The organism is Rhizobacter sp. P5_C2, assembly GCF_054049715.1.
The window spans coordinates 39,756-62,728 of the sequence record NZ_JBFULV010000036.1 but is presented as its reverse complement, the minus strand read 5'-3'; the positions used below and the strand labels follow the sequence as shown (position 1 = coordinate 62,728).

The 22,973-nt window shown below is 63.4% G+C and carries 28 protein-coding genes; 10 read left to right on the top strand and 18 right to left on the bottom strand.

Annotated elements, in window-relative coordinates; genetic code table 11:
* From fdhE to ACXJLU_RS15455, 9 genes are all read right to left on the bottom strand, one after another.
* Positions 1–311 (bottom strand): formate dehydrogenase accessory protein FdhE domain-containing protein (gene fdhE / locus ACXJLU_RS15495; protein WP_457332371.1); only part of this gene is annotated, 311 nt, incomplete at its 3' end.
* Positions 312–324: 13 nt separating this feature from the next.
* Positions 325–948 carry a formate dehydrogenase subunit gamma gene (locus ACXJLU_RS15490; protein ID WP_457332369.1) on the bottom strand — a complete coding sequence of 208 codons (624 nt, stop codon included), beginning with the start codon at positions 946–948 and terminating at the stop codon, positions 325–327.
* Positions 945–1,844 (bottom strand): formate dehydrogenase subunit beta, encoded by a 900-nt coding sequence (gene fdxH / locus ACXJLU_RS15485; RefSeq protein WP_457332367.1) that lies wholly within the window; start codon positions 1,842–1,844, stop codon positions 945–947. Before fdxH ends, ACXJLU_RS15490 begins: the two co-directional genes overlap by 4 nt.
* Before the next feature lie 3 nt (positions 1,845–1,847).
* The gene (fdnG, locus tag ACXJLU_RS15480) at positions 1,848–4,940 is read right to left on the bottom strand and encodes a formate dehydrogenase-N subunit alpha (RefSeq protein WP_489742156.1); all 3,093 of its coding nucleotides are present in this window, start codon (positions 4,938–4,940) and stop codon (positions 1,848–1,850) included.
* A 130-nt stretch (positions 4,941–5,070) separates the two neighbouring features.
* Complete coding sequence (locus ACXJLU_RS15475) at positions 5,071–5,391, bottom strand: hypothetical protein (RefSeq protein ID WP_457332363.1); 321 nt, start codon at positions 5,389–5,391, stop codon at positions 5,071–5,073.
* A 114-nt stretch (positions 5,392–5,505) separates the two neighbouring features.
* Positions 5,506–5,919 carry an RES family NAD+ phosphorylase gene (locus tag ACXJLU_RS15470; protein ID WP_457332361.1) on the bottom strand — a complete coding sequence of 138 codons (414 nt, stop codon included), beginning with the start codon at positions 5,917–5,919 and terminating at the stop codon, positions 5,506–5,508.
* Between the two features lie 26 nt (positions 5,920–5,945).
* Complete coding sequence (locus ACXJLU_RS15465; protein WP_457332359.1) at positions 5,946–6,284, bottom strand: hypothetical protein; 339 nt, start codon at positions 6,282–6,284, stop codon at positions 5,946–5,948.
* 122 nt (positions 6,285–6,406) lie between these two features.
* Complete coding sequence (locus tag ACXJLU_RS15460) at positions 6,407–7,438, bottom strand: hypothetical protein (protein ID WP_457332358.1); 1,032 nt, start codon at positions 7,436–7,438, stop codon at positions 6,407–6,409.
* 45 nt (positions 7,439–7,483) lie between these two features.
* A complete protein-coding gene (locus ACXJLU_RS15455) occupies positions 7,484–8,077 on the bottom strand; it encodes a hypothetical protein (protein ID WP_457332356.1) in 594 nt (197 codons plus the stop codon).
* Between the two features lie 379 nt (positions 8,078–8,456).
* Here ACXJLU_RS15455 and ACXJLU_RS15450 point away from each other — a divergent pair, with 379 nt between their 5' ends.
* A complete protein-coding gene (locus tag ACXJLU_RS15450) occupies positions 8,457–9,098 on the top strand; it encodes a hypothetical protein (RefSeq protein WP_457332354.1) in 642 nt (213 codons plus the stop codon).
* Here the strand turns inward: ACXJLU_RS15450 and ACXJLU_RS15445 are convergent.
* From ACXJLU_RS15445 to ACXJLU_RS15415, 7 genes are all read right to left on the bottom strand, one after another.
* Complete coding sequence (locus ACXJLU_RS15445; protein WP_457332352.1) at positions 9,095–10,261, bottom strand: metallophosphoesterase; 1,167 nt, start codon at positions 10,259–10,261, stop codon at positions 9,095–9,097. The genes ACXJLU_RS15450 and ACXJLU_RS15445 overlap by 4 nt on opposite strands.
* Positions 10,262–10,288: 27 nt before the next feature.
* Entirely contained in the window at positions 10,289–10,882 is a 594-nt protein-coding gene (locus ACXJLU_RS15440; RefSeq protein WP_457332350.1) for a sigma-70 family RNA polymerase sigma factor, read from the bottom strand.
* 144 nt (positions 10,883–11,026) lie between these two features.
* A complete protein-coding gene (locus tag ACXJLU_RS15435) occupies positions 11,027–11,254 on the bottom strand; it encodes a Tsi2 family anti-toxin (protein WP_457332348.1) in 228 nt (75 codons plus the stop codon).
* Between the two features lie 118 nt (positions 11,255–11,372).
* Positions 11,373–11,519, bottom strand: a complete 147-nt coding sequence (locus tag ACXJLU_RS15430; protein ID WP_457332346.1) for a hypothetical protein — start codon at positions 11,517–11,519, stop codon at positions 11,373–11,375.
* Positions 11,520–12,142: 623 nt separating this feature from the next.
* Entirely contained in the window at positions 12,143–12,433 is a 291-nt protein-coding gene (locus tag ACXJLU_RS15425) for a hypothetical protein (protein ID WP_457332344.1), read from the bottom strand.
* A gap of 267 nt (positions 12,434–12,700) precedes the next feature.
* Positions 12,701–13,000: a hypothetical protein gene (locus tag ACXJLU_RS15420; protein ID WP_457332342.1), complete on the bottom strand. Its 300-nt coding sequence runs from the start codon at positions 12,998–13,000 to the stop codon at positions 12,701–12,703.
* Positions 12,987–15,131 (bottom strand): PHP domain-containing protein, encoded by a 2,145-nt coding sequence (locus tag ACXJLU_RS15415; RefSeq protein WP_457332340.1) that lies wholly within the window; start codon positions 15,129–15,131, stop codon positions 12,987–12,989. Before ACXJLU_RS15415 ends, ACXJLU_RS15420 begins: the two co-directional genes overlap by 14 nt.
* A gap of 311 nt (positions 15,132–15,442) precedes the next feature.
* Here ACXJLU_RS15415 and ACXJLU_RS15410 point away from each other — a divergent pair, with 311 nt between their 5' ends.
* Both ACXJLU_RS15410 and ACXJLU_RS15405 read left to right on the top strand, forming a co-directional pair.
* Positions 15,443–16,594 carry a type I restriction endonuclease gene (locus tag ACXJLU_RS15410; protein WP_457332338.1) on the top strand — a complete coding sequence of 384 codons (1,152 nt, stop codon included), beginning with the start codon at positions 15,443–15,445 and terminating at the stop codon, positions 16,592–16,594.
* Between the two features lie 52 nt (positions 16,595–16,646).
* On the top strand, positions 16,647–16,940 hold the full coding sequence (locus ACXJLU_RS15405; RefSeq protein ID WP_457332336.1) for a hypothetical protein: 294 nt from the start codon (positions 16,647–16,649) through the stop codon (positions 16,938–16,940).
* Here ACXJLU_RS15405 and ACXJLU_RS15400 read toward each other — a convergent pair.
* Positions 16,937–17,383: a GNAT family N-acetyltransferase gene (locus tag ACXJLU_RS15400; RefSeq protein WP_457332334.1), complete on the bottom strand. Its 447-nt coding sequence runs from the start codon at positions 17,381–17,383 to the stop codon at positions 16,937–16,939. The two genes, ACXJLU_RS15405 and ACXJLU_RS15400, sit on opposite strands and share 4 nt — an antisense overlap.
* 39 nt (positions 17,384–17,422) lie before the next feature.
* Positions 17,423–17,668, bottom strand: coding sequence for a hypothetical protein (locus ACXJLU_RS15395; protein ID WP_457332333.1), 246 nt, complete (start codon positions 17,666–17,668; stop codon positions 17,423–17,425).
* A 119-nt stretch (positions 17,669–17,787) separates the two neighbouring features.
* Between ACXJLU_RS15395 and ACXJLU_RS15390 the strand changes: the two genes are divergently transcribed.
* From ACXJLU_RS15390 to ACXJLU_RS15360, 7 genes are all read left to right on the top strand, one after another.
* Positions 17,788–18,441: a uracil-DNA glycosylase family protein gene (locus tag ACXJLU_RS15390; protein ID WP_457332331.1), complete on the top strand. Its 654-nt coding sequence runs from the start codon at positions 17,788–17,790 to the stop codon at positions 18,439–18,441.
* A 12-nt stretch (positions 18,442–18,453) separates the two neighbouring features.
* Positions 18,454–19,077, top strand: coding sequence for a hypothetical protein (locus ACXJLU_RS15385; protein WP_457332329.1), 624 nt, complete (start codon positions 18,454–18,456; stop codon positions 19,075–19,077).
* 10 nt (positions 19,078–19,087) lie between these two features.
* On the top strand, positions 19,088–19,579 hold the full coding sequence (locus tag ACXJLU_RS15380; protein WP_457332327.1) for a hypothetical protein: 492 nt from the start codon (positions 19,088–19,090) through the stop codon (positions 19,577–19,579).
* 77 nt (positions 19,580–19,656) lie between these two features.
* The gene (locus tag ACXJLU_RS15375) at positions 19,657–20,175 is read left to right on the top strand and encodes a YcxB family protein (protein ID WP_457332325.1); all 519 of its coding nucleotides are present in this window, start codon (positions 19,657–19,659) and stop codon (positions 20,173–20,175) included.
* Positions 20,176–20,238: 63 nt separating this feature from the next.
* Positions 20,239–20,697: a hypothetical protein gene (locus ACXJLU_RS15370; protein ID WP_457332323.1), complete on the top strand. Its 459-nt coding sequence runs from the start codon at positions 20,239–20,241 to the stop codon at positions 20,695–20,697.
* 361 nt (positions 20,698–21,058) lie between these two features.
* Entirely contained in the window at positions 21,059–22,270 is a 1,212-nt protein-coding gene (locus ACXJLU_RS15365) for a hypothetical protein (protein ID WP_457332321.1), read from the top strand.
* An 18-nt stretch (positions 22,271–22,288) separates the two neighbouring features.
* The gene (locus ACXJLU_RS15360) at positions 22,289–22,915 is read left to right on the top strand and encodes a hypothetical protein (protein WP_457332319.1); all 627 of its coding nucleotides are present in this window, start codon (positions 22,289–22,291) and stop codon (positions 22,913–22,915) included.
* Positions 22,916–22,973: the final 58 nt, after the last annotated feature.

The window sequence follows — 22,973 nt, the reverse complement described above, 5'->3', positions numbered from 1 at the left end:
GGGTCGCGCGGCCAGTGCTCGGCCGGCAGCGGCGGCAGGCCGGCGCGCGAGGCGGCGTCGAGCGCGGCCGCATCGGGCAGCGCGACCGCGGGGTACGCCTGCAGCAACCCGTGTTGCACATGCGCCAGCTCGGCCATGAACACCAGGAAATCGCGCATCGCTTGCCCGCCGGCGGCCAGCTGGCGCAGCCGCATCTCACGCTCGGCGAACAGCGTGCTGCGCTCGGGCAGCCGCAGGTAGGGAACCTGCTGGCCGGCCTGGACCGCGATCTCTTCGGGCGACAGCAGCCGAGTCGTGGAAGTCAGTGCCATCGCGCGGGGTTCATCATTTCTTTCCCGTGGTTTCCTGGTACCAGAGCGGATGATTCTGCCGCGCCCAGGCCTCGGTGACGGTGCCGCGCGTCATCGCCCGCATCGTTCCCTTGACCCAGATCGCGGCATACACATGCACGATCACGCTGAGCACCAGCACCACCGCCGAGGCCGCGTGCACCACCACCGCGATGCGCCGCAGCGGGATCGCGAAGTAATCCGCGAACCACGGCTGCCAGAACACGAAGCCGGTGACGAACAACAGCAGCAGGCTGATGCCGAACAGCCAGAACACCAGCTTCTGCCCGGCGTTGTACTTGCCCACCGCCGGCATGCCGTGCTCGTCGCCGGTCTGCATCAGGTGCGGTGCCGCCTTCAGCCATTCGGTGTCGCGCGGCTTCCAGGTGTTCTCGCGCCAGACCTTGGCGAACAGCAGCACGAAGCCGAGCACCATCAGCACGCCGAAGAACGGGTGCAGGATGCGCGTCCACGGTCCGCCGCCGAACAGCAGCGTGAAGAAGTAGAGGGCAGGGTGGAAGAACGCCAAGCCCGACAACGCGGCGCAGAAGAACAGCATCGCCACCGCCCAGTGGTTCATGCGGGTGCCGTCGGCATAGCGCTGGATGAAACGCTTCATGGCCGTTCCTCCTCTTCAGCGGGTTCCTCGACCGGCCCGACCTTCGTGTAGTGGAAGAAGCCGACCACCGCGGCGCCGATCATCGCGGCCAGCGCGAGCGGCTTGGCCGCGCCCTTCCACAGCGAGACCCACGGGCTGATCGACGGATCGGCCGGCAGCCCGTGGTACAGCTGCGGCCGGTCGGCGTGCTGCAGCACGTACACCACGTGCGTGCCGCCGACGCCGGGCGGGTCGTAGACGCCGGCCTGCGCATAGCCGCGCTCCTTCAGGTCGGCGACGCGCTCGCTGCCGTACTCCAGCATGTCTTCCTTGCTGCCGAAGTGGATCGCGCCGGTCGGGCAGGCCTTCACGCAGGCCGGCTCCAGGCCGACGCTGACGCGGTCGGAGCACAGCGTGCACTTGTAGGCCTTGTTGTCTTTCTTGCTGATGCGCGGCACGTCGAACGGGCAGCCGGTGACGCAGTTGCCGCAGCCGATGCAGTTCTCTTCGATGAAGTCGACGATGCCGTTCGTGTACTTCACGATCGCGCCCGGCGCCGGACAGGCCTTCAGGCAGCCCGGGTCGTCGCAGTGCATGCAGCCGTCCTTGCGGATCAGCCACTCGAGCTTCATCTCCTGGTTCAGCGATGGCGCTTGCGGCTTGACCTCGACCTCGGAGAAGCGCATCACCGTCCACGACTCGGCGCTCAGGTCGGCCGGGTTGTCGTACACGCCGACGTTGTTGCCCACCGTGTCGCGCAGGTCGTTCCACTGCATGCACGCCACCTGGCAGGCCTTGCAGCCGATGCAGCTGGAGACGTCGATCAGCTTCGCGACCTCAGGCGTCGTCCGCGCCCGCGGGCTCGGCGTGGTGGTGGCGGAGCGCGCGGCGATGTCGAGAGATTGCAGTGAACTCATGGCTCAGGCTTTCTCGATGTTGACGGTGAACGACTTGTACTCGGGTGTCTGCGTGTTCGCATCGCCGACGAAGGGTGTCAGCGTGTTCACCAGGTAGCCCTTCTTCGCCAGCCCGACGAAGCCCCAGTGGTTCGGCAGGCCCACCGTGTCGACCTTGATCCCGTCGACGTCGAGTTGCGGAATGCGCTTGGTCACCAGCGCCACCGCCTTGATCGAGCCGCGCTTCGACGAGACCTTCACCGTGTCGCCGTTGGCGATGCCCTTCGCCTTGGCCAGCTCCTCGCCGATCTCGACGAACTGCTGCGGCTGGATGATGGCCGAGGTCTCGACGTTCTTGGTCCAGTAGTGGAAGTGCTCGGTCAGCCGGTAGCTGGTGGCGACCAGCGGGAAGTCCTTCGGCGAGCCCATCATCTCGAGATCGCCCTTGAACACGCGGGCCGCCGGGTTGGCGCGGGCCTTCGGGTTGTTCGGGTGCATCGGGTTGGTGGCCAGCGGCGATTCGAAGGGCTCGTAGTGCTCCGGCAGCGGCCCTTCGGCCATGCCGGTGGGTGCGAACAGCCGCGCGACGCCTTCGGACGTCATGATGAAGGGTTGCACGCGCTCGGCGTCGCCCGGGTTCGCGTCGGGCCGGATGTCGGGCACGTCGGAGCCGCCCCAGGCGGTGCCGTTCCATTGCACCAGCTTGCGCCGCGCATCCCAGGGCTTGCCGTCGGGTGCGCTCGACGCAGCGTTGTACAAAATGCGCCGGTTCGCCGGCCATGCCCAGGCCCAGCTCAGCGTCTGGCCGATGCCCCACGGGTCGCTGTTGTCACGCCGCGCCATCTGGTTGCCGGCCTGCGTCCATGCGCCGCAGTAGATCCAGCAGCCGCTCGCGGTGCTGCCGTCGTCGCGCAGCAGGCCGAAGCCCGAGAGCTGCTCGCCGGCCTTGGCCAGCACCTTCGGCGGCGCCTTCGGGTCTTTCGGGTCGGGCGGGGCCAGCACGTCGGCCAATGCCTTGCCGTTGTATTCCATCGCCAGCTCTTCGGCCGACGGGCTGTGCGGGATCTTGTACGGCCAGGTCAGCTTGACGATCGGATCGGGGAAGGCGCCGCCGTCTTTCGCATAGGCCGTGCGCATGCGGTTGAACAGGTCGGCGATGATTTCCGGATCGCCGCGCGCCTCGCCCGGCGGCTCGGCGCCCTTCCAGTGCCACTGCAGCCAGCGGCCCGAGTTGGTCAGCGAGCCGTCTTCTTCGGCGAAGCAGGTCGACGGCAGCCGGAACACCGTGGTCTGGATGGTCTCGCTCTTCACGTCGTTGAACTCGCCGAAGTTCTTCCAGAACTCCGAGGTCTCGGTGTTGAGCGGATCGATCGTGACGAGGAACTTCAGCTTCGACAGCCCCTCGATGATCTTTTTCTTGTTGGGGAAGGAGCCGACCGGGTTGAAGCCCTGGCAGATGTAGCCGTTGAGCTTGCCCTGGCTCATCAGCTCGAAGGCCTGCAGCACGTCGTAGACCTTGTCGATCTTCGGCAGGTAGTGGTAGGCCCACGAGTTCTCGGCCGTGGCCGCGGCGCCCCACCAGCTCTTCTGCAGGCTGACGAAGAACTTCGGGTAGTTCTGCCAGTAGCTCGTCTGGTTGGGACGCAGCGGCTTCAGCGCCCGGGTCTTGTAGTAGGTCTCGAGGTCTTGCTCGGATTCACGCGCGAGCGACAGGTAGCCCGGCAGCGAGTTCGACAGCAGCCCCAGATCGGTCAGCCCCTGGATGTTGCTGTGGCCACGCAGCGCGTTCATGCCGCCGCCGGCGATGCCGATGTTGCCGAGCAGCAGCTGCACGATGGCCGCGGTGCGGATCATCTGCGAGCCCTGGCTGTGCTGGGTCCAGCCGAGCGCGTACATGATCGTCATCGCGCGGTTCGGCACCGCGGTGGTGGCGATCATCTCGCACACCTTCAGGAACTTGTCCTTCGGCGTGCCGGTGATGCGGCTGACCAGCTCGGGCGTGTAGCGCGCGTAGTGGCGCTTCATCACCTGCAGCACGCAGCGCGGGTGCTCGAGCGTCGGGTCGACCTTGGCGAAGCCCTTGTCGTCGAGTTCGTAGCCCCAGCTCGCGCTGCTGTAGCTGCGCTTGGCCTCGTCGTAACCGCTGAAGATGCCGTCCTGGAAGCCGTAGGCCTCGCCGACGATGAACGAGGCGTTGGTGTACGCCTTCACGTACTCCTTCTGCAGCTTGTCGTTGCTGATCAGGTAGTTGATGACGCCGGCCAGGAAGGCGATGTCGCTGCCGGCGCGGATGGGGGCGTAGTAGTCGGCCATCGCGGCCGAGCGCGTGAAGCGCGGGTCGACGACGACCAGCCGGGCCTTGTTGTGGTGCTTGGCCTCGATGACCCACTTGAAGCCGCAGGGGTGGGCTTCGGCGGCATTGCCGCCCATGATCAGCACGAGGTCGGCGTTCTTGATGTCCACCCAGTGGTTGGTCATCGCGCCGCGTCCGAACGTCGGGGCCAGACTGGCCACCGTCGGTCCGTGTCAGACGCGCGCCTGGTTGTCGAAGACCAGCAACCCCATCGAGCGCATCACCTTGTGCGTGATGTAGCCCGATTCATTGCTCGACGCCGAGGCGCACAGCATGCCGGTGGAGGTCCAGCGGTTGACGACCTGGCCGGCGGCGTTGGTGGCCATGAAGTTGGCGTCGCGGTCGGCCTTCATCAGCTTGGCGATGCGCGACATGGCGTCGTCCCACGAGACGCGCTTCCATTCGGTGCTGCCGGCCTCGCGCACCTCGGGGTACTTGAGGCGGTTGGGGCTGTGCACGAAGTCGAGCAGGCCGGCGCCCTTGGGGCACAGCGTGCCGCGGTTGACCGGGTGGTCGGGGTCGCCCTCGATGTGGATGATGTCGGCGACGACGTTCTTCGCCTTGTCGCCCAGGCTGTACATGATGATGCCGCAGCCCACCGAGCAGTACGGGCAGGTGTTGCGGGTTTCGGTGGTGCGCGCGAGCTTGAAGTTGCGCGTCTCGGCGAGCGCCGTGGCGGGCGAGAAGCCCAGCGCGACGAGGCTGGAAGCGGCGAGTCCGGCGCCGCTGACGCGGAAGAACTGCCTGCGGTTCATGTCCATCAAGGGCCTCCTGCGGGAATCGCGTGGTGCGCGAAACGTGGGAATGGCGATGTCGGATGCGAGTGGGGGATCTTGTCGCGGAATCGTCGAGGCCGCAATGGCGGTCTCACTATCCCGACCTGTTTGCTTAGACCTACTTGGAGGCCGCCGCTGCGGGGGCGGAGGCACTGCCGTCGCCGCCCGTGGGGGCCGGGGTGCCGCTGGTGCCCGGCTTGGCCTCGGTGGGATGGGCTTCCATGCCGCCGATGGCGGTGCCGCCGGCCGGGCCGCTGCCTGTGGCGGAGGCGGCGCTGTCACCGGGTGGCGGCGTGACGGCGGACGTGGGGGCTGGGGCTGTGCCGCCCGAGGCAGGGGCCGGGAGCTCGCTGCGCTTGCAGGCCGACACGGCGAGCAACGGTGCCAGCAACAGGGCGGTCAGGGTGACGTGGACCCCGCGAGTGCGAAGCAGGTTCATGCGGTTCCCCCAGGGCGGCAACTCAGGGCAGCGAAGTAAGCCACACGGAATGGGTGACTGCAAGTCAAAGGTCTTGTGCCGATAGCGGGCCCAGTGATGCATGGCAACCCTTGCTCAGTCGCCGGCGAGCCGTCCATCGCATTCGAGGAACTGCACTGCATCGCCGATCTGTTGCGTGCGTGCGTTGTTGACGCCGAGGTAATCGATGTCGGCGATGCCGAGCGCGTGCAGATCGACGCGCACGAGGCGAAGTGTGCGGCGGGCCTCGACCCGAAGCGTATGCAGGCTGGCTGGCTTTGATGGGCGCGGTGTCCACTGCATCCAGTGGAAGCTGACCTCAGCGAGGGCCCCCTCGCGTGACAAGCTCGTGTAGAGCACGCCTGCACCGCCGGCGGGCATCCATCTGCCTCCACTTGTCGAGGGCGCGATTGGATCCAGGTTCTGCCTGGTCGCTCGATAGACCTCACCATCGAACGACCGCGTTGGAAAGCCGGCCAGGCGATCGAGCAATTCGGAATCACGGAGCATGAGGGTGCCGGATCGCGAGGGTCAGATCAGAGGTAGATCCCGTCCCGCAGCTGATTGATCGCAGCCAGCACCTCGTCCACGCGATTGGCCTGGATCAGCTCCGCCGGCACCTGCCCGCCGAGTAGTTTTTGCCGCGACAAGATCCACATGCGTGCTTCCGCTGGCTCGTAGAAATCCGAAAGCTGCTCGACGATGAACGCCAGTTCCATCAGGTGCTTTTCGGTCTGAGCGTGTGGAAATGACTTGCCTTGGTTCCAGCGCGAAATCGTTTCAGGACGAACGCTCAGGACATTGGCGACATCTGCAGAACGCATGGCTCCCTTCTCACGGATGAGGTCGAGGCGGCGGGAAATGGCGTTGCTCATGGTGCGTCTGCGGTGGGCAGACTATAGCGCTTTGGGTTGCGTTTTTGCTTGACATGTTGCAGGCGCTGCGTCGAGCGAGCGCGGTGGGGTCAGTGCCATGACGGCTCAGTGACCCCGGCGCACTATTGGTTCCGCTTTTCGACCAAATGCGTGAGCATCGCGTCAGCCTGCTCATCCAGCCCGAGTTCATGCAGGTCGATCAGGCATTCGAGCGGGTCGGCCCAGACGCCGGCCTTGTCTTTCACGAACCACGGGTTCGGGCCTGGCGAGTGGTGCACGACGATCACGGCCTTGGCATTCGGATCCTGTGTCTCGACAAGCCCGGCGTCGAGCTTGCCGATGAAATCCAGCGGTGCGCGGTGCACGGTGAGATCGAGCCGGAGGCTGCCGGTGATGTTCAAGTCGGCGAAGTGGTGCCTGGCACCGAGCACGCCGCCCACCGCCACGTCATCGCGACGGAGCTTGAAGAGCCGCTGGGCCATCGCCTCGGGCGATCGGGCGGTGCCGGCCGGATCGATGAAGCGAACCGTCTTGCGGGTGGCGGCCTGGGCGGCGATCCAGTTGCGCCACTGCAGCAGCGAAGGGGCGCGCATCTCGATGCGCCGATCCGATGCCCTGGCGAGAACCGCCGCGGCTTCCAGCTGCTTCAGCACCTTGGCCACCGTGGGGTAGCTGGCGCCGACCGCGGACTGGATGGCGGTGGTGCTCAGCGGGCCGCTGTGCGCCAGCCACGAGCGCAGCAGGAAGGCCAGCACGACCTCGCGGCTGGAACTCGGTGCGCCGGCGGGCGCTGCCTTCTGGCCGGCCAGGTCTTGCAGCCACTCGATGAACCCCGTGCCGGGTGATGGCAAACCCACCACCTTGTCGCCGATGAGTTGCGCCAAGTGCACCCGCGACCCCAGGCTCGGCCGCACCACCGCACGGAACATGGCCAGCTCGGCGGCAAGGCGGTCTTGCGTGATCTTGCTGCCCACCAACACGCACACGGCCTGCGTGCCCGCAGGCTCTTTCGTCAGCAGGTACGCGAGGGCGAGCAGGTTGCCGCGGATGTCGCGCAGGTTGTGCGTGACTTGCAGGTCGACCAGCCAGTGCTTCCAGCGGCCGTCGACATCGAGACCGGGCGGCGATGGGGGTGCTGCGGAAAGACGAGGCATGTTCAAAGTTGCTACTGAATATTGAGTAGCAACTTTAAATCATGTTCAGCCGGACGAGCTGACGTGCGTGATCAAGCCGCGCTTGCCTTTGGTGTACCCGGAGAGCGTGGCGGAGCTGATCTCCGTGGTCACGGGGTTGTACTTCTCATCCCAGTTGGCAGTCCAGCCCTCCACGTCCATGTTCAGCGAGAACTGGTAGCCCGGCAGCGTCTTGGCATCGGTGCCGTCGTGATTGCCATCGAGTTCGGTGATGACGGTGACGGGGGAAGAGAGCCCGCGGTCTTTCCACCGCTGCTTCAAGATGGCGATGGCGTGATCCTCGCCGCCGAGGTGGTCGTTCTTGAAGTCCTTTCCATAGTGGTAGGCGTAGGTGCCCGACCCGCTCTTGACCCACAGCGTGCGCTGGGCCGCCTCGACGTGGCCGGCGACAGGGGCGGCCTGGGGTTCGGCATTGATGCGGACCGGCCGACGCTGCGCCGCCGGGCCGAAGATGTTCTCGATCTGGCGGCGCTGCGCCAGCATTCGCGGCGACTCGTTCACCGCCTGGGCCGTGTCGTGCGAGCTGCGAGTCGATGCGTCTTGCGCCGCCGGCTGACGTTGCGTGGCGGTGGCTTCCCCGCGGGGGGCATGGGTTTTCATGATCGCTCTCCGTTGTGCGGTGCGCAGCGGTGAGGGTAGGTGGCCAGCGGCCTGCCGGGCATCAGCGCCAAGCTGATATCGGGCTTCGACTTTCCCGGGGGACCCCCTAACTTGTCACGAATCCCGCCCTCATCCGACATCCGAGCAAGCCCCCCCAATCCCCAGGGGGAGAGCCGGGCCACCGGCTGACCTGAACCGTGGAACGGGAAACCGTCGGCGGAATGGTCGGACTCGCCGCCACGGGACAAGCTCTGTTACAAGCGGCTGTCACGTGAACAGGCCTTGGCCGACATTCATGGCGTGGACTCAACCCTTCAACCGTTCAGGGAGATTGCAGATGCCGCCTTTGACTCACGACGTTCGAGCCGTCCGGAAAGACTTGCCCCTCTACGACGACCTGCACCGGCGAACCGCGCTGGTTGCGGAGCATCGTGTGCAGGAGGCGCTGTGCAAGGTGACGTCGAGCGAGGCGACGCAGCTGCTGCACAAGCAGCTGCGGGGGCTGCAGGAATTCATCGCCGGCGAACCCGCCGAGCTCCGGCCGGATCGGAGGGCGGACGACCCGCTGCTGGCTTCGCTGAGAGGCTTTGTCGCGGACGACGTCACCCGCAGCGTCGGTGACGACGCCGCGCTCGCCAAGGATCTGTCACGCGAATTCGCCGTCGGGCTGTGGGATGTGTTGCTGCGCCAGATGACCCGCAGTGCCTCGGGGGGATCTGCCGTGCACCGCACCGACCTGGAGCTTTCCGGCGAGGGCGACGCCGGCAGCAAGTGGGAGGAACTCGACAAGGCGCTGACGCCCTACGGATTGCGGCGCGACGATGCCGGCGCGATCCTGCGCGCGGTGCTGACCCAGCTGCACGACGCGGCCAAGGGCGAGCAGATCGGGCTGCCGCTGGGCCTGGCCATCGACAAGGCCATGCTCACGCGCCTGTTGCGCGGCGAGCCGGAGCCTCCGGCGCAAAAGCGGGGCGTCTTCGAGATCCTTCACGACGTGATCACGGGATCGGGACGTTCCTAGGACAGCGCCAGCACCATCTCTTCGCTCACTCGGCTGGAGCCTTCGCTGATCGGCAGGAATCCGAAGGCTCCCCCGGAGGGGCGGCCGACCATCGTCCGCTCCACGGTCACCTCCGTGCTGGTGGCCGTCGCCTCGGCATAGATGCGAAGCAGCGTGCATTGGTAGGGGAAGCAGCGGGCGCACTCGTCGGGGTAGTAGTCGCTCGTGCCGTTGACGCCACTCACCAGCTCCTGGCTCAGCGAGGGGGTGACCGATTGCGCGAACCCGTGATGCAACGGTGGCTGCGACGCCGACGGCAGCGCGTTCGGCATCAGCCCGATCGATGGATACGCCTGGTGCGTGTGGCCGGCCAGCAGCAGGTGAACCAGGGGCTTGGCCGTGTATGACGGCGTGACCAGCTCGTGCGCGAAGGTGTCGCGGTTGGACAGGATCTCCGTCAGGCGATGTCCCGTCTGTGCTGCTTCGGCCACCGGGTAGTGCATCGCGAGGATCCGGAAATGCCGCCCGGGAGACGCCTTGGCCGCCGCTGCCACCGCCCTGTGCAGATCGTCGGCGGCCGTGGGGCCTGTCTGCACGTTGTTTCCCGCGCGGTCCGGAAGCACGCGGCCACAGGCCCTGGTATTGGGGATCAGGTCATGGTCGACGCTGTTGAGTGCGAACAGCTGCACTTCGGAACTCGAGCCACGCAACATCGGGGCAGTGAATGGCGCCGTCGGCCATGAATTGGGGAACCACATGGTGCGCAGCTTGTTGCGCTGGTGACCCATCGCGCGCGGTGCAAGCAGCGGGAACGTGTCGGGCCACGCATCGTGGTTGCCGTACAGGGTGAGCTGCTTCGCATGGGGGCCGGCGGCCTTGAGGAACTGCGGAGACCAATCGTGCAGCCACGACTCCAACGATTTTGAATCTCCGAAGGTCGTGCCGTCGCCGGTGTCGATGAGCCAGAGCGGTTTGCCGTGCCAATCGGAATCGGCTTCCACGACGCGCAGGAAATCGACGAAGGCGCCCAGCGCGCCGATGCTCGCCCCCGTGATCCCCTGTTGCAGGCTGGCCGGCAGCAGCCGCTTGGCGATGGCGTTGAATGCGCGCCGCTGCTTGTAGAAATCCGGACCGACGATGTGCAGATCGGAGTAGTGGACGATCTGGACGACAGGCGTCTTCATGATGTGTCTCCTCCTTGGCTGCCACTTTCAGAAGCGGCGAATGCAATCCAGGGCGGCCGGGCCGAGCCGGCTGCGAAGTCGGTCGACCAGTTCGACCCGCAGGCGGCGAAGGCGCTGCCGATCTCGGTCGCTCATGGGCAGCTCGCTGCCGCCGAGCGCCACGTCTTGCAGCAGCGCGCGGTCGTCGGCCGGCAGGGTTTCCAGCGTGGTGAAGAGCGCACTGGCGGTGCGCTTCAGGTCGACCAGGCGATCGATCGGCGTGTCCGGCGACTCAGGGCTCTGGGACTCGGACAGCGTGTCGATGTCTTCGCTGAAGCGGTTTGCAGAAGAGCGGAACTGGTCGACGACCCGGCGCTGGAGCACGGTGAAGGCGAGCTTGCCGAAGCGATCGACGTCGGGCTGCGGCGGGTCATCGTGGACATACCAGGATCCGGGCAGGCCGCCGGTTCGGCGCTGCAGGGATTCGGTGAGGTCGACGAGCGTCTCGCCGACCAGATCGTCGTGCTGATGGCGGATGGCCGGGAAACGGGTGCGCAGGTACCGTTTTGCGCGGGGCGCGAAGTCGACGAGTGCTCGGGTCCACCAGACGCCGGCCGCCTGATCTCTACCGCTCTCAGACATCGCGCACCTCCTTGGCGAGAATCAGGCCATCGACACTGTGCACTGAAACCGGGCCGGAAGGAATCGCACCTTCGTGAGACGGATCCTAGACCCGGCGAGGCGGTGGTTCATCAGCAAGGCTGATGACGACCGGCGTACCGAGGCTCAGATTTTCACCAAGCTGTCGTACGGCGGCATGTTGCTGGAGTTCTTCGTCGCCGCTTTGTAGGCGACCTCCAGCTTGTGCGCCGCCTTCGTGTGCTGGAGCAAGTCGATCTCGATCGAACCATCGGCATCGGCGCCCGGTGCCTCCAGCTCCGCCGACAACTTCGTGATCTGGGCATCGACAGCCTCGATCGCAATCCGCAGGGTCACCGCATCCACATCAGCCATTCTTGACTCTTCCTTCCATGTGACCAGGTTCAACGGAGCGAGCGGCGGCTGCTCGCGCCGGATTGTCTGTCCTGTGCAGGAGAGGGTGCTGCCTGCACGCCGGCAGCACCCCGGGGCATCAACCCGGCTGAGCCGGCGGCCTGCGGCGCCGCGGCTGCATCACGCCGAACTCGGGCACGTGGAACTGCTGGTCGCCGACCCAGCCGGTGAGGCGCTTGGCCTGGTCGCCGATGAGTTCGAGCGAGGCGATGCACAGGCCGCGCATGGTGGACGGTGGATGACACGTCGTCGGGCGGGGGCTTGGGGCGCTCGCGTTCATCGACCTCGAGCCACGCGGCGACGCCGTCGCTGACATCGATGACGTGCTCCAGCAGGCGATGCACCAGACCGGCCTTGAGCGTGAACTCGACGCTGTCGACCGGGGAGTTGCGGCAGGCGTGGAGCCGGGGCTTGAAGCGCGGGCCGTGGGGCTCGCTGGATGCGGGGGAGGCGATCGGATCGGTGGCGGTCATCTTGACGGCCTCCTCGCGGCGGAGGGAGAACCCGCTTGGTCGGACTGCGATGAAGAAGCGGGAAAGGTCGGCGCGTGCGGGGCGCCAACGGGGGTACCAGCCATGTGAAGGGCTCCTTGGTTGCGGTTAAAGCCGCCAAGCGCGCTGTCAAACACGGGTGGCGGCCCAAAGCAGGGTTGACAGACCGGAACCAAGGGACCGGCGAGCCCGAAGGCTCCCCCACCCGGGCCGCCCAAATCTGGAGAGGCATAGGTGTGCGACGCGCAAAAGAAAAGCCGCTGTAGCGGCTGCGCGCCTGTGTGTTCAGGCTGTCAAACCCGGCCTGCGATGTGGCAAGCCGGGGGACTGTAGCACTGGCGATGCGGGCGGTTTTCAGTCAGTCCCGCGGGTCGCCAAACGTCTCGATGAATTCGTCGATGAAGCGTTGCGATCCGGTGAGGGTCAGCGTGATCGCATGCCACCCGCCGTCTTCGACGTTCACCTGCAGGTCGTGATCCCAGTCCATGCCTTCATCGGCGGGGCCGTGCGTGTGTGGGAAGCGGCGCCAGGCCCAGTCAAGGAGGTGCTGGGCTTCGGCCAATGCGGCGGGGTGGTGCTCGGCGGTGGTGGAGGCGAGGGCTTCCAATGTGGAGATGCCTTCGGAGTTGTCGCTGAGGTCGAAAGTCAAATACTGCATTGGTCGAGCATACAAAGGATGACTGCTTCAGCTGATCTGAGTCGCTCAAAGCGGATCGCCGGATGACGGCTGTCGATGGCACCGGTTGTTGTCGTGAGGTCGCATCGAGTGTCACCTGCACTCTCAATATTGTCATTCGACCGCCGGCGACCAGTACGCGCCCGAGGGCCGCTTGTGCTCCAAGCGATGTACTCGAATCGAGGCTATGCGGCGCATGGTGATGGGTGCGTGAAGCCCCGGCGGATCGAAGCGAAGCTACTAAGCTTGCTCTACCTTGACTAGGTCATATTCCTTCATCTGACTACGCACCTCTTGAATCTCACGATTCAATTGGGCGAGGTACTCATTTGCGACCATAGAGAACAAGTCTTCACCGACTATATCCAGCTTGATGGTGAACTCCCCGATGCTGATCCGCTGTATGAGCTTGTTGAAAGCGCTTTTCACCGCATTTGGGTTGTCGTCGGACAGCGGAATCGTGATAGGGCCTTCTTCTACGTTGATCTTGAGAAAGTACTTTTCCTCAACGCACTCTACTGTTGCATCAAGCGTGACCATAGATTTTCCCTCTCTCTCCAAATGCGGCCTTGCCGCCCTCGAGGGTGCGCATGCTGACCATCTTCCAGTCAAGCAACTCCTCAGGGTTCGCTACGTTCACGAGGTTGTTAGTGAACGGGTTGCCGATGAATGTGTTGTACCCCGCCGCCCCATGAGTGCGGTAGATTGAGCAGTACGGCAGTGTTCGCACCGCGATGTTGGCATCGTGCGTTGAGATGAATACTTTCCGGCCCGACTTCGCTCGCTCCTTGATGAGCGGGACGATAACGTCGTTGATGTATTCGTTCCCGAGGCTCTTCTCGGGCTCATCGAGAATGTAGACATCCTTGTCAGAGCCGAGCTCCTTTTGCAGCATTACCATTGACGCCTCGCCACTCGAGGGCGTATAGGGCAGGCCGTCGAGAGTGAAGTACCTCTTGAACAAAAGCAATTCGTTGACCGTCTTCACCTCATCGACGTCCTCGATGCCATTGAACTCGGAGATGTAGTGGAACAGGTCGTCCTGGAACACGTGCCTTCCAACGTCACGGAGAGCATTGACGAACTTCTTCTGAACACCTTTCTTGACACTGGTCAGGCTGGACATCTCTCCGTCGGTGACGGTGCCATGCTGAAATAGGTACCGAGTCACGAACTTCAATTCACCCTTGTCTGAGCCGAGGTCGCCAACAATCTCTTCGTCATTCGCAATTGCGGACTTTAGGCTCTGACCGATCGCTCTGACACTGGCAGAGATCTTGATGCGGTTCATCGCGTAGTCACGAAAACCTGTCGTGGTTGGCTTCGCGCGCAAGCCTGTCTTGCGTTCTACTTCATTCCGAAAGGTCTTGATCGCCGAATTGAGCAACGAGACCTCTTTCCAATCTACAAACCCGGACCATTCCTTACCATTGAGGCGGGCGAGAAGCAGCCCGAGGACGCGCTGCAGCTCGTTGAACTCGTTGTCCGTAAGCTCCTTCCTGACGAGCGGATCATTTCCCAGCAAGGTAGAGAATGCCTCGATCCTTGAAGCAGTGTCGTGGTACTTGGAGAAGTTTCGCTCTGCGCCACCTTCCTCCTGAGTGTCGATGTCTTTGATTAGGATCAGCTTCGCATTCTTGTTCGAAACAGTGGACTCGAAGAACGCCTTGAACTTGGTCACGCTCGTGACGTCCACTTCGACAGCGATGCGCACCACCTGAATCTCGTCTTGGCAGTAGTTGATCCCCAAGGGATTGAGGTTAAGGCTTAGGCCCTTCCCCTTGACATCAAAGATGTCGTTGAGACGTCCGCTCGCGGACTCATACACCTTGGCATCGATCCCATTTTTGGTGTAGTGCTTGGCAATAGCATTGAGGATGCAAGACTTCCCGGTCCCTTTCGGTCCGAAGATGATGTTGATGTCGTTGAACACCCTGATCGTGAGCTTCTTACCGTCTTCGAAGGGAACCACAGTGAGCTCCTCAGGCGTCTTGCGATCCATTACCGTGTTGATGGTCGTGGGGTCCTTCTTCAAGAGCAGGCAGAAGTGCTCGAAGCTATCGATGGGAAGGCGTAGGTCAGGCAACTGAGCGGCACCCTCGACATACTTCCCCCAATCGTGGATGTCCGAGCCGTAGATCGAAGACCGCCCATGCGAAATGTGAATGCCAGCGGAAATTGCGTTGCTAACTTCTTTGAGGATGCTCCACTTGTTCCGCGTTCCCGCTTCGAGGACTGCAAGCATTTCGTCCGAGACGCTCGGGCGCTTCTGCTTGTAGTGGGCGACGTAGAGCGGTTCCATTGCATCAAACGTCGCGAGAACATCAGGCATCGTCACCTTGAACGAGTCCGGCGTGTAGCCGTTTGTTAGAGCGGTCACTGCGGCGGAGAACTGTGTCGCGAGATTGGGCGAGGTAATGACTAGCAGGTGGCCTTTGCCTTGAGCGTCGTAAACGTCAAGCTCCACGCCCGGCCATACCTGGGCATCCGTTTCGATGCGCGCCTGAATTGCCTGGAACTGAGAGAGGTCGAACACGTTGTGGTTCGTGATCGCAACGATCCGAACTTCGGTCGACAGGATCGCGTCGCAGAAGCCCTCTGGCGAAATCTCTCTCGTCTGAGCGTCACCAGACTTGCATTTCCTGGTGTGCGTGTGGATATCGATCTTCACAGTCGCATCTCCCATAAGTGTCCCGGACATCGGGTGACGACACATGTGACCCATCCGCTAACGCCCGATTGCGACCCTTTTTAACAGCCTGCATGTGTGCCTTGAACATAGGCGACATTGCAAGAATGACGCCCCGGGGTTATCCAGAATGAGAGCTGTGGAGGCGCGCAATTCTCACGTTCTTCTGCAATGTGGCAGCGTCGAAGTCATCTTCAATGGAGGTTCCGTCGTCGGCATCATCAATCTGGCGGTTGACCTGACAACAAAAACGGCAGCAGCATCGTGATCGACTTCGGACAACGAAAGGCCACATGGACTTCATCGACCACCTCCGCGTGCTTGCCAACCGCATCGCGAACACAAAGGATCTGATTCAGACCGAGGAGGCGACCAAGAATGCGATGGTCATGCCCTTCATCCAGATCCTCGGCTACAACGTGTTCGACCCGTTGGAGGTCACGCCCGAGTTGATCGCCGATGTCGGCACCAAGAAAGGCGAGAAGGTCGACTACGCCATCCTTCGAGACGGCAAGCCGATCATGCTGTTCGAGTGCAAGAAGTCAGGGGGCGACCTCAGCATCAACCATGCGGGGCAGCTCTTCCGCTACTTCCATGTCACAGATGCCCGCTTCGGCGTGCTCACCAATGGCTTGGTCTACCGCTTCTTCACGGATCTCGAGCAGCCGAACAAGATGGACGAGAAGCCGTTCTTCGAGTTCAACATCCTCGATTTCAAGGAGCGCGATGTCGAGGAGCTCAAGAAGTTTGCGAAGTCAGCGTTCGACCTGGAGACGATCCTCACGACAGCCAACGAGCTGAAGTACACCAGAGCGATCCAGACGAGGTTGAGCCAATGGATCCATTCGCCATCCGAGGACTTTGTGCGCATCCTCTCCGTCGATCTGCTCGGCAACAGGCGGTTCACGCCGGCAGTGAGGGAGCAGTTCACCGTTATCGCGAAACGGGCGTTCGATCAGTTGATCGGCGAGAAGATCAATGAGCGCTTGAAAGGCGCCATGACGCCTGAGTCACCCAGCTTGGTGGAGACGATTCCCATCGTGGCACCGGTGGCCGGGCCTGCATCGGGCGGCGCAGCGCCTGCAGCGAGTGACAACGGAACCAATGCCGAGCCAACCGTTGCCACCAGCGCAGAAGAGCTGGAAGGCTTCCACACGGTTCGAGCCATCGTGCGTGATCTCATCTCGACGAAGCGCGTGGTGATGCGCGATGCACAGAGCTACTGCGCCATCCTGCTGGACGACAACAACCGCAAGCCCATCTGCCGTCTTCGCTTCAACAACACCGAGAAGCTTCGCATCGGCATCTTCAATGACAAGCGAGAAGAGGAGCAGTTCGCCTTGGACGATGTCGATGCTCTCTACACGTACTCGACACAGTTGAGGGCAACCGTCAGCGGCTACCTTGTGAACGGTGGCAAGACAGTCGGTGGGCAGCAAGAATGATGGCCGCGCGCCTCAGTTGCAGAATGCAGCCTCCGAACTTGGGAGGCCCGCGATGAGGCTTGCTGAAATCATCGCCAACCTGGAGGCGGCCGACGACTCGCTTTGCATCGTGGCACGCCGCCCGTGGACGCCTGATGCTGAAGCGAAGTTGATTGCATTGACCGACGACTACCGCGTGCCGCAAGACGTGCTGGCCGACCGCTATGAGTACTTCCTCGAGGTCAATGTCGCTCGAGAGGAGGTTCTCATGGATCGGCTGCGGCTTTCACCCGAGCAGCGAGTGGCTGCGTGCATCTACTACGCGGAGTACGACGCATATCCCGAATGGATGAACGATCTTGGCTAGCCGCCAGTTCCGCGCGCGGCAGCCGCGCTGTAGGCGTCGGGCACATGAACCTCCGTCATCCGGTCGGGTGCCGCGAGCGGCGTGAAGCCGAACTTTGCGTACAGGCCGTGGGCGTCCCGCGTCACCAGCATCATGCGGCGCAGGCCCTGCAATTCAGGATGGGCCTTGACCGCTTCCATCAGACGGAGAGAGAGGCCTTTTCCGCGATGTTTTTCCAGCACATAGACATCCGCCAGGTACGCGAAGGTCGCCTTGTCCGTCACGAGCCTCGCGAAGCCGACTTGCCGACCTTCGAGCAGGACGCCGAAGCACAGTGAGTTGTCGATGGCGCGCTGGACAATGTGGCGCGGGATGCCAGGCGACCAATAGGCCGTCGACAAGAAGGCGTGGATCGCATCGACGTCCAAGCGGGCAGCATCGGAGGTGATTTCGTAGTCAGGCATGCCTGGATTCCGGACGATGCGGAGGTTGGGAATGCTTGGTCATTCGCGCCGAGGAGCCTCAACCCAGATCATCTGACCCGGGTGGTGCTCTTCAACGGTCGCGATGGCGCCATCATCCAGCGTCAGATCTGCAAGGCTGTAGCTGAACCGACTCATGTTCGGGCGCCGCAGCTTCACATACTCAACCTCGGAAATCGCATCGCTGCCGCACCAGATCGCGTCATCGGCCGCAGCCCGGTCAAGAGCTTCCGCCAAACCAGAGGGCGTGATCGCAACGAAGACCATTGGGGTGTCCTTCCATGTTTCGCCAGCGGTCAGTTTGCCAGCTGGGCTGGTAGTCGAAACGACCAGTGCCTGATTGGAGAGCTGGGCGCTGCAGTCGCACCAGCACGCAGAATCCCCGAATGACTGAAGCGATCATCAGCGAGTTGCAAAACATCGTGCGGCGACACGCCCAGCTGGATACCGACGCGCACGGACCGGAACTTCGGCCGGTGCTCCCCCGCGGCCCGCGAGACGCCGCCATCTGTTTCGTCGGCAGGGATCCCGGCGAAAAGGAGGCGAAGTGCGGCATCCCCTTCATCGGCGAGTCCGGGCAGCGCCTGCGCAATGGCTTGCTGGAGTTCTACACGCCGTCCGTCCTGCCAAGCAAGCAAAGCAGGCTCGAAGTCGGTGAGCGTTTTTTCTGGATGAGCACGGTGCCGTTCAAGCCCAGGGGCAACAAGCCCTGGAGCCAGCAGGTTCGGGGCGCGTGCCAGCCCGTGCTCCTGCAGCTGATGCATGACCAGTGGGGCGGCCGCGATGTCGTGACGTTCGGCAACGAGGCGTTCTTCTGGTTCGGCATCGGTCAACCGGACGAAACCCAGCAGAAGCTCCACGCCTTCTGGAACCAGGGCGACACCAAGTACGAGCGGAGCATCGAAGTGCCGTTGCCCGGCCTGGCGCGCAGCGTCTGCCTGCACCCGATGCCGCATCCATCGCCCGCCAACGCCCGATGGCGCGCGCGGTTCCCGGAGCTGTTCAAGCAGCGGCTGTCGTCGTTGTCATCGCCACGTTGAACAGTTGGCACAATGACCGCTGCTGCATCAACTCCCTCGGCCCACTCAATCATGCTTGTCAACGGTGCCTTCGCGAGCGATGGCGAATCCACGGCGCCTCTCCATCGTTTGCGTGATCTGTACGCGGTGGCCGAGATCGCGGCCGCACAGTACGGGCTGAGCGCTGAAGGCGTATTCGATCCATGCGGGCTCTTGCTCGAAACTCCGCCTCAGTCCGGCTACTACCGGTGCACGCCCAAGAATGCCTTGACGTTCGCAAGAACCGGCGGTGACGGGGTTCACTACAGCTATCTCGCGATGCCGGGGCTACCCGAAGGCATTGTTCCCATCGTCATGACGATGCCCGCGGTCGCGCAGAACTTCGTCGTGGCCGAGAGCTTCGACGAGTTCCTCGGCGTGGGGTATCACGTGGGCTGGTTCGCGGTCGAGCAGATCGCCTATCAAGCGACCGAAGCAGAAGCGTACTTCGCGCAACCTGATCGGGACGCAGGTCCACGCAAGACTGCGTTGATGGCGTTGCTGCGAGAGCGGCTGGCCCTTCAGCACGTGCAGCTCCGTCGGGAACGAGTCGAGTTGCTGACGCAGCGCTACGCGGAGCATCTTGTAGTTCCAGATGATCCCGAGTCCTTCCAATAGGAATCGAGGAATGGAAACCCGCAACCACTACGCTCCGCCACGAGCGCCGCTCAACAAGGAGCCAGCGCTCTGGGGCAGCCCGGTCTCGCTGCGCGCTCGCACGAGGCTCGCATTCGTCGCGGGTGCCGTGGCCTTCGCGATCTTTCATACCGAGTTCGTCTACTCGCCTGTGGCGTTCCCCTGGTCAGAAAGCATCGTCTGGGGCCTTATCAGCTCCGCCGTGTCTATCGCAGGTTGCCTGGTGATCATCAGTCCCGCATGGGTGCCGATGTTGATCCCGCAGAGATACCCGAAGGTCGCGCGCACGGCGTTTGTGTTGGGCGGGCTGATGTTGCTCGCCGCGGGTGGCGGCGCCGCCTTCGCCGAAGTTCACGGCATTCCGCACGACGGGTTCAGCTTCCTTGCGCTGTACGGGCTTCTCGCATCGATCATCGGCACCTGCTTTCTTTGGTTGGCGGCGTCTCGGACCGATGCGAACGCGCCGCCTGTGAGCGACAGGTGACGACATGCATTCGGTAAGCCCGTTCCGACGCCTGCCTCGCGCTGGTGCAACTCAGTTCGTACCCTCCAATCCTTCAAATGACTGAACAAACCTTGAACGTCACCGGCACCTACACCGCGAGCGACATCTTGTCTGCCACGTGGCTGTCCCTGCGGCCGCGTCGCAGCTGGCGCGTCGCCGGCGTTATCGTCATCCTCCTTGTTGTGTGGGCGGGGTGGGCGGAGTTCTACGGGCCCCACGCCCAGACCGACGGCTGGATGCGATGGATGATTCCCGGTGGCGCGCTCTACTTTGCGTTTGCTTTGGGAGTCCTCCTCCCGATCAAGTCGCGCCGCACCTACCAGCAGCGCAAAGATCTGCAGCGCCCGTGCTCATTCACCGCCAGCGATGCCGGGCTGCTCTTTTCGGCGGAGGGCGTGGCGGGCCTGAAGCCCTGGAGCGACTACCTCAAATGGAAAGAGAGCGATTCGACGCTGCTGCTCTACATGTCCGACAACATGTACCAGATCATCCCGAAGCGCTTCTTCACGTCGACCGCCGATCTGGATGCGTTCAGGGCGGTGGTGAGCCATAAGATCGCAAACCGAGTGGCATGACCCGATGACAAGCTCGCAGCGGCGAGCCATCAAGAACAATGAACGGAGCGGGAGGATGTGGATATGAAACCATTTCTGATGGCCGTGGCCCTGCTGGTCATCGCGGCGCAGGCGCATGGCCAGACCGCGCCTCTCGCGAAGTATTCCTCCAGGGAGGAGTACCGCGCGTGCTTCAAGGAAGAAGACGCGCTCAAGGCACAAAAGGCGGTGTTCAGTGAGCAGACCAAGGCTCACGGTGCGAACCTGAAGCGCGTGCAGGATGAATTGCAAGCCCATGTGGCGACACAACCGAAGCCGGGCCAAGCCGATGATGCGGCAGTGGATGCGTTCAACGACAAGATCGACGCCCTGAATGCGCGTGTCGATGCGTCGAACCAGGAAGCCGAACGCCTCAACCAGGAAACTCGCAGCCTGAACGCCAAGGTCGCCGCATTGAACCGGCGCTGCGCCGGCATGGTGGTCTCGCATGCCGACCATGTGACCGTCTTGAAGGAGCGAGCCGCATTCGGGAAGCAGAAGTGAGGCCGCGAAACTCACCTTGAGGCAGGTCGATCACGAAGTGTCCGACGTATGGATCGAAGCGTTCGATCTCGGGCCGCCCGTGCTCATCGCCAAGAATTTGACGGGGTTCTTCGCGACGTACTGCAGGCGGCCCAGTCTGATGTTGGATCCGCCGTCACGATAAAACATCGAACGCAGAGGCATCGAGATCGGCGCACCACCACCCACTACGCTCCGCCACGAGCGCCGATCAACAAGGTGCCAGAGCTCCGGGGCAGCCCGGTCTCGCTGCGCGCTCGCACGTGCCCCCTAGAACCAGGGGGTACGGCATCCCAACGAATTCCTATGCTGGATTCACGTTCATCCACAGGGGGATCCGTCCATGAAAACAGCATTGCGCCTCATCGCTTCACTCGTTGTCGGTTCCGCCGCCGTCGTCTGCGCGCCCGCCCATGCCGCCGGCTATTCGGTGTTCGACATCGGCCAGTTGTCCGCCGGCACTGCAACCTACGCCACCGGCGTCAACAGCAGCGGCCAAGTGACGGGCTACTCGTACCAATTCGACAACGAAGGCGACGAGATCAACTACCAGGCCTTCGTCACCGGCGCCAACGGCGCGGGCATCACCGGGCTGGGCACGCTCGGCGGCGCGTGGAGCAAGGCGTGGGCCATCAACGACTCGGGCACCGTGGTGGGCCAGTCGCAAACCGCCAGTGGCGATGCACGCGCCTTCATGAGCGGCCCGGGCAACACGCTCACCAACCTGGGCACGCTGGGCGCGGGCACCCACAGCGTTGCCACCGGCATCAACCGGTTCGGGCAGGTGATCGGCATGACGATGTCGTACTCAGACCCCGCCTACTTCTACGCCTACGGGCAAGAGGGCTTCATCACCGGCGAACATGGCCAGAACATGCGTTCGCTCGGCACGCTCGGTGGCGAACCGTTGCTCGGCACGGCCATCGGAGACACGGAGCAGATCGTCGGCCGCATCGGCAACAGCGGGGGCTCGCCAAGCAAGCATTTCGCCATTGGCGTCTACAACGGGCAACCAATGCCCCTGGCGTTCTCCGTCAGTCGCATGGATGCCATCAACATCAGCGGGCAGACGGCCGGAGAATATTCACCCGACGGTGTCAGCAACAACGTCTTCATCGGCGACGTCAACGGCGTCCTGATCCCGCTCGATTTCCACCACACAACCGGCTACAGCTACGGCTGCGCGGGCGCCTTTTGCCAATATGGCCCGGCGTCGCGAAGCTACGCATTCGACATCAATGATTCCGGTCAGATCGTCGGGCACTTCAACAACGCCACGCTCACGACGCACTTCGACTGGGGCTTCGTCACCGGCCCCAACGGGCAAGACCCGGTGAGCCTGGACGACATCGTGACCCTCGCCGGCGGGGACCGGTTCATCTCGGCCACCGGCATCAACAATGCCGGCCAGTTCATCGCCAACACGCAGTACGGGCACGCCTACCTGATCTCGCCGATACCGGAGCCCGCCATGGCGGCGCTCTGGCTTGGCGGGCTGGTGCTGGTCGGCCGCCGCACCCTTCGCGCAGGCGGTCGCCGATTCGCGCCGGGGTAGTCACACGCCGTTGGCACAATGACCGCTGCTGCATCAACTGCAACGGCCTACTCAATCATGCTTGTCAACGATGCCTTCGCGAGCGATGGCGAATCCGATGCGCCTCCCCATCGCTTGCGTGATCTGTACGCAGTGGCCGAGATCGCGGCCGCGCAGTACGGGCTGAGCGCTGAAGGCGTATTCGATCCATGCGGGCTCTTGCTCGAAACATCGCCTCAGTCCGGCTACTACTACTGGTGCAGGCCCAAGAATGTCTTGACGTTCGCGAGAACCGGCGGTGACGGGGTTCACTACAGCTATCTCGCGATGCCGGGGCTACCCGAAGGCATTGTTCCCATCGTCATGACGATGCCCGCGGTCGCGCGGAACTTCGTCGTGGCCGAGAGCTTCGACGAGTTCCTCGGTGTGGGGTATCACGTGGGCTGGTTCGCGCTCGAGCAGATCGCCTATCAAGCGACCGAAGCAGAGGCGTACTTCGCGCAACCTGATCGCGACGCTGGTTCACGCAAGACTGCGTTGATGGCGTTGCTGCGAGAGCGGCTGGCCCTTCAGCACGTGCCACTCCGTCGGGAACGAGTCGAGTTGCTGACGCAGCGCTACGCGGAGCATCTTGTTGTTCCCGATGACCCGGAGTCCTTCCAATAGGATTCGAAGAATGGAAGCCCGCGGCAAGGTGATGTTGATCGGTCTTTCAGATAAATGA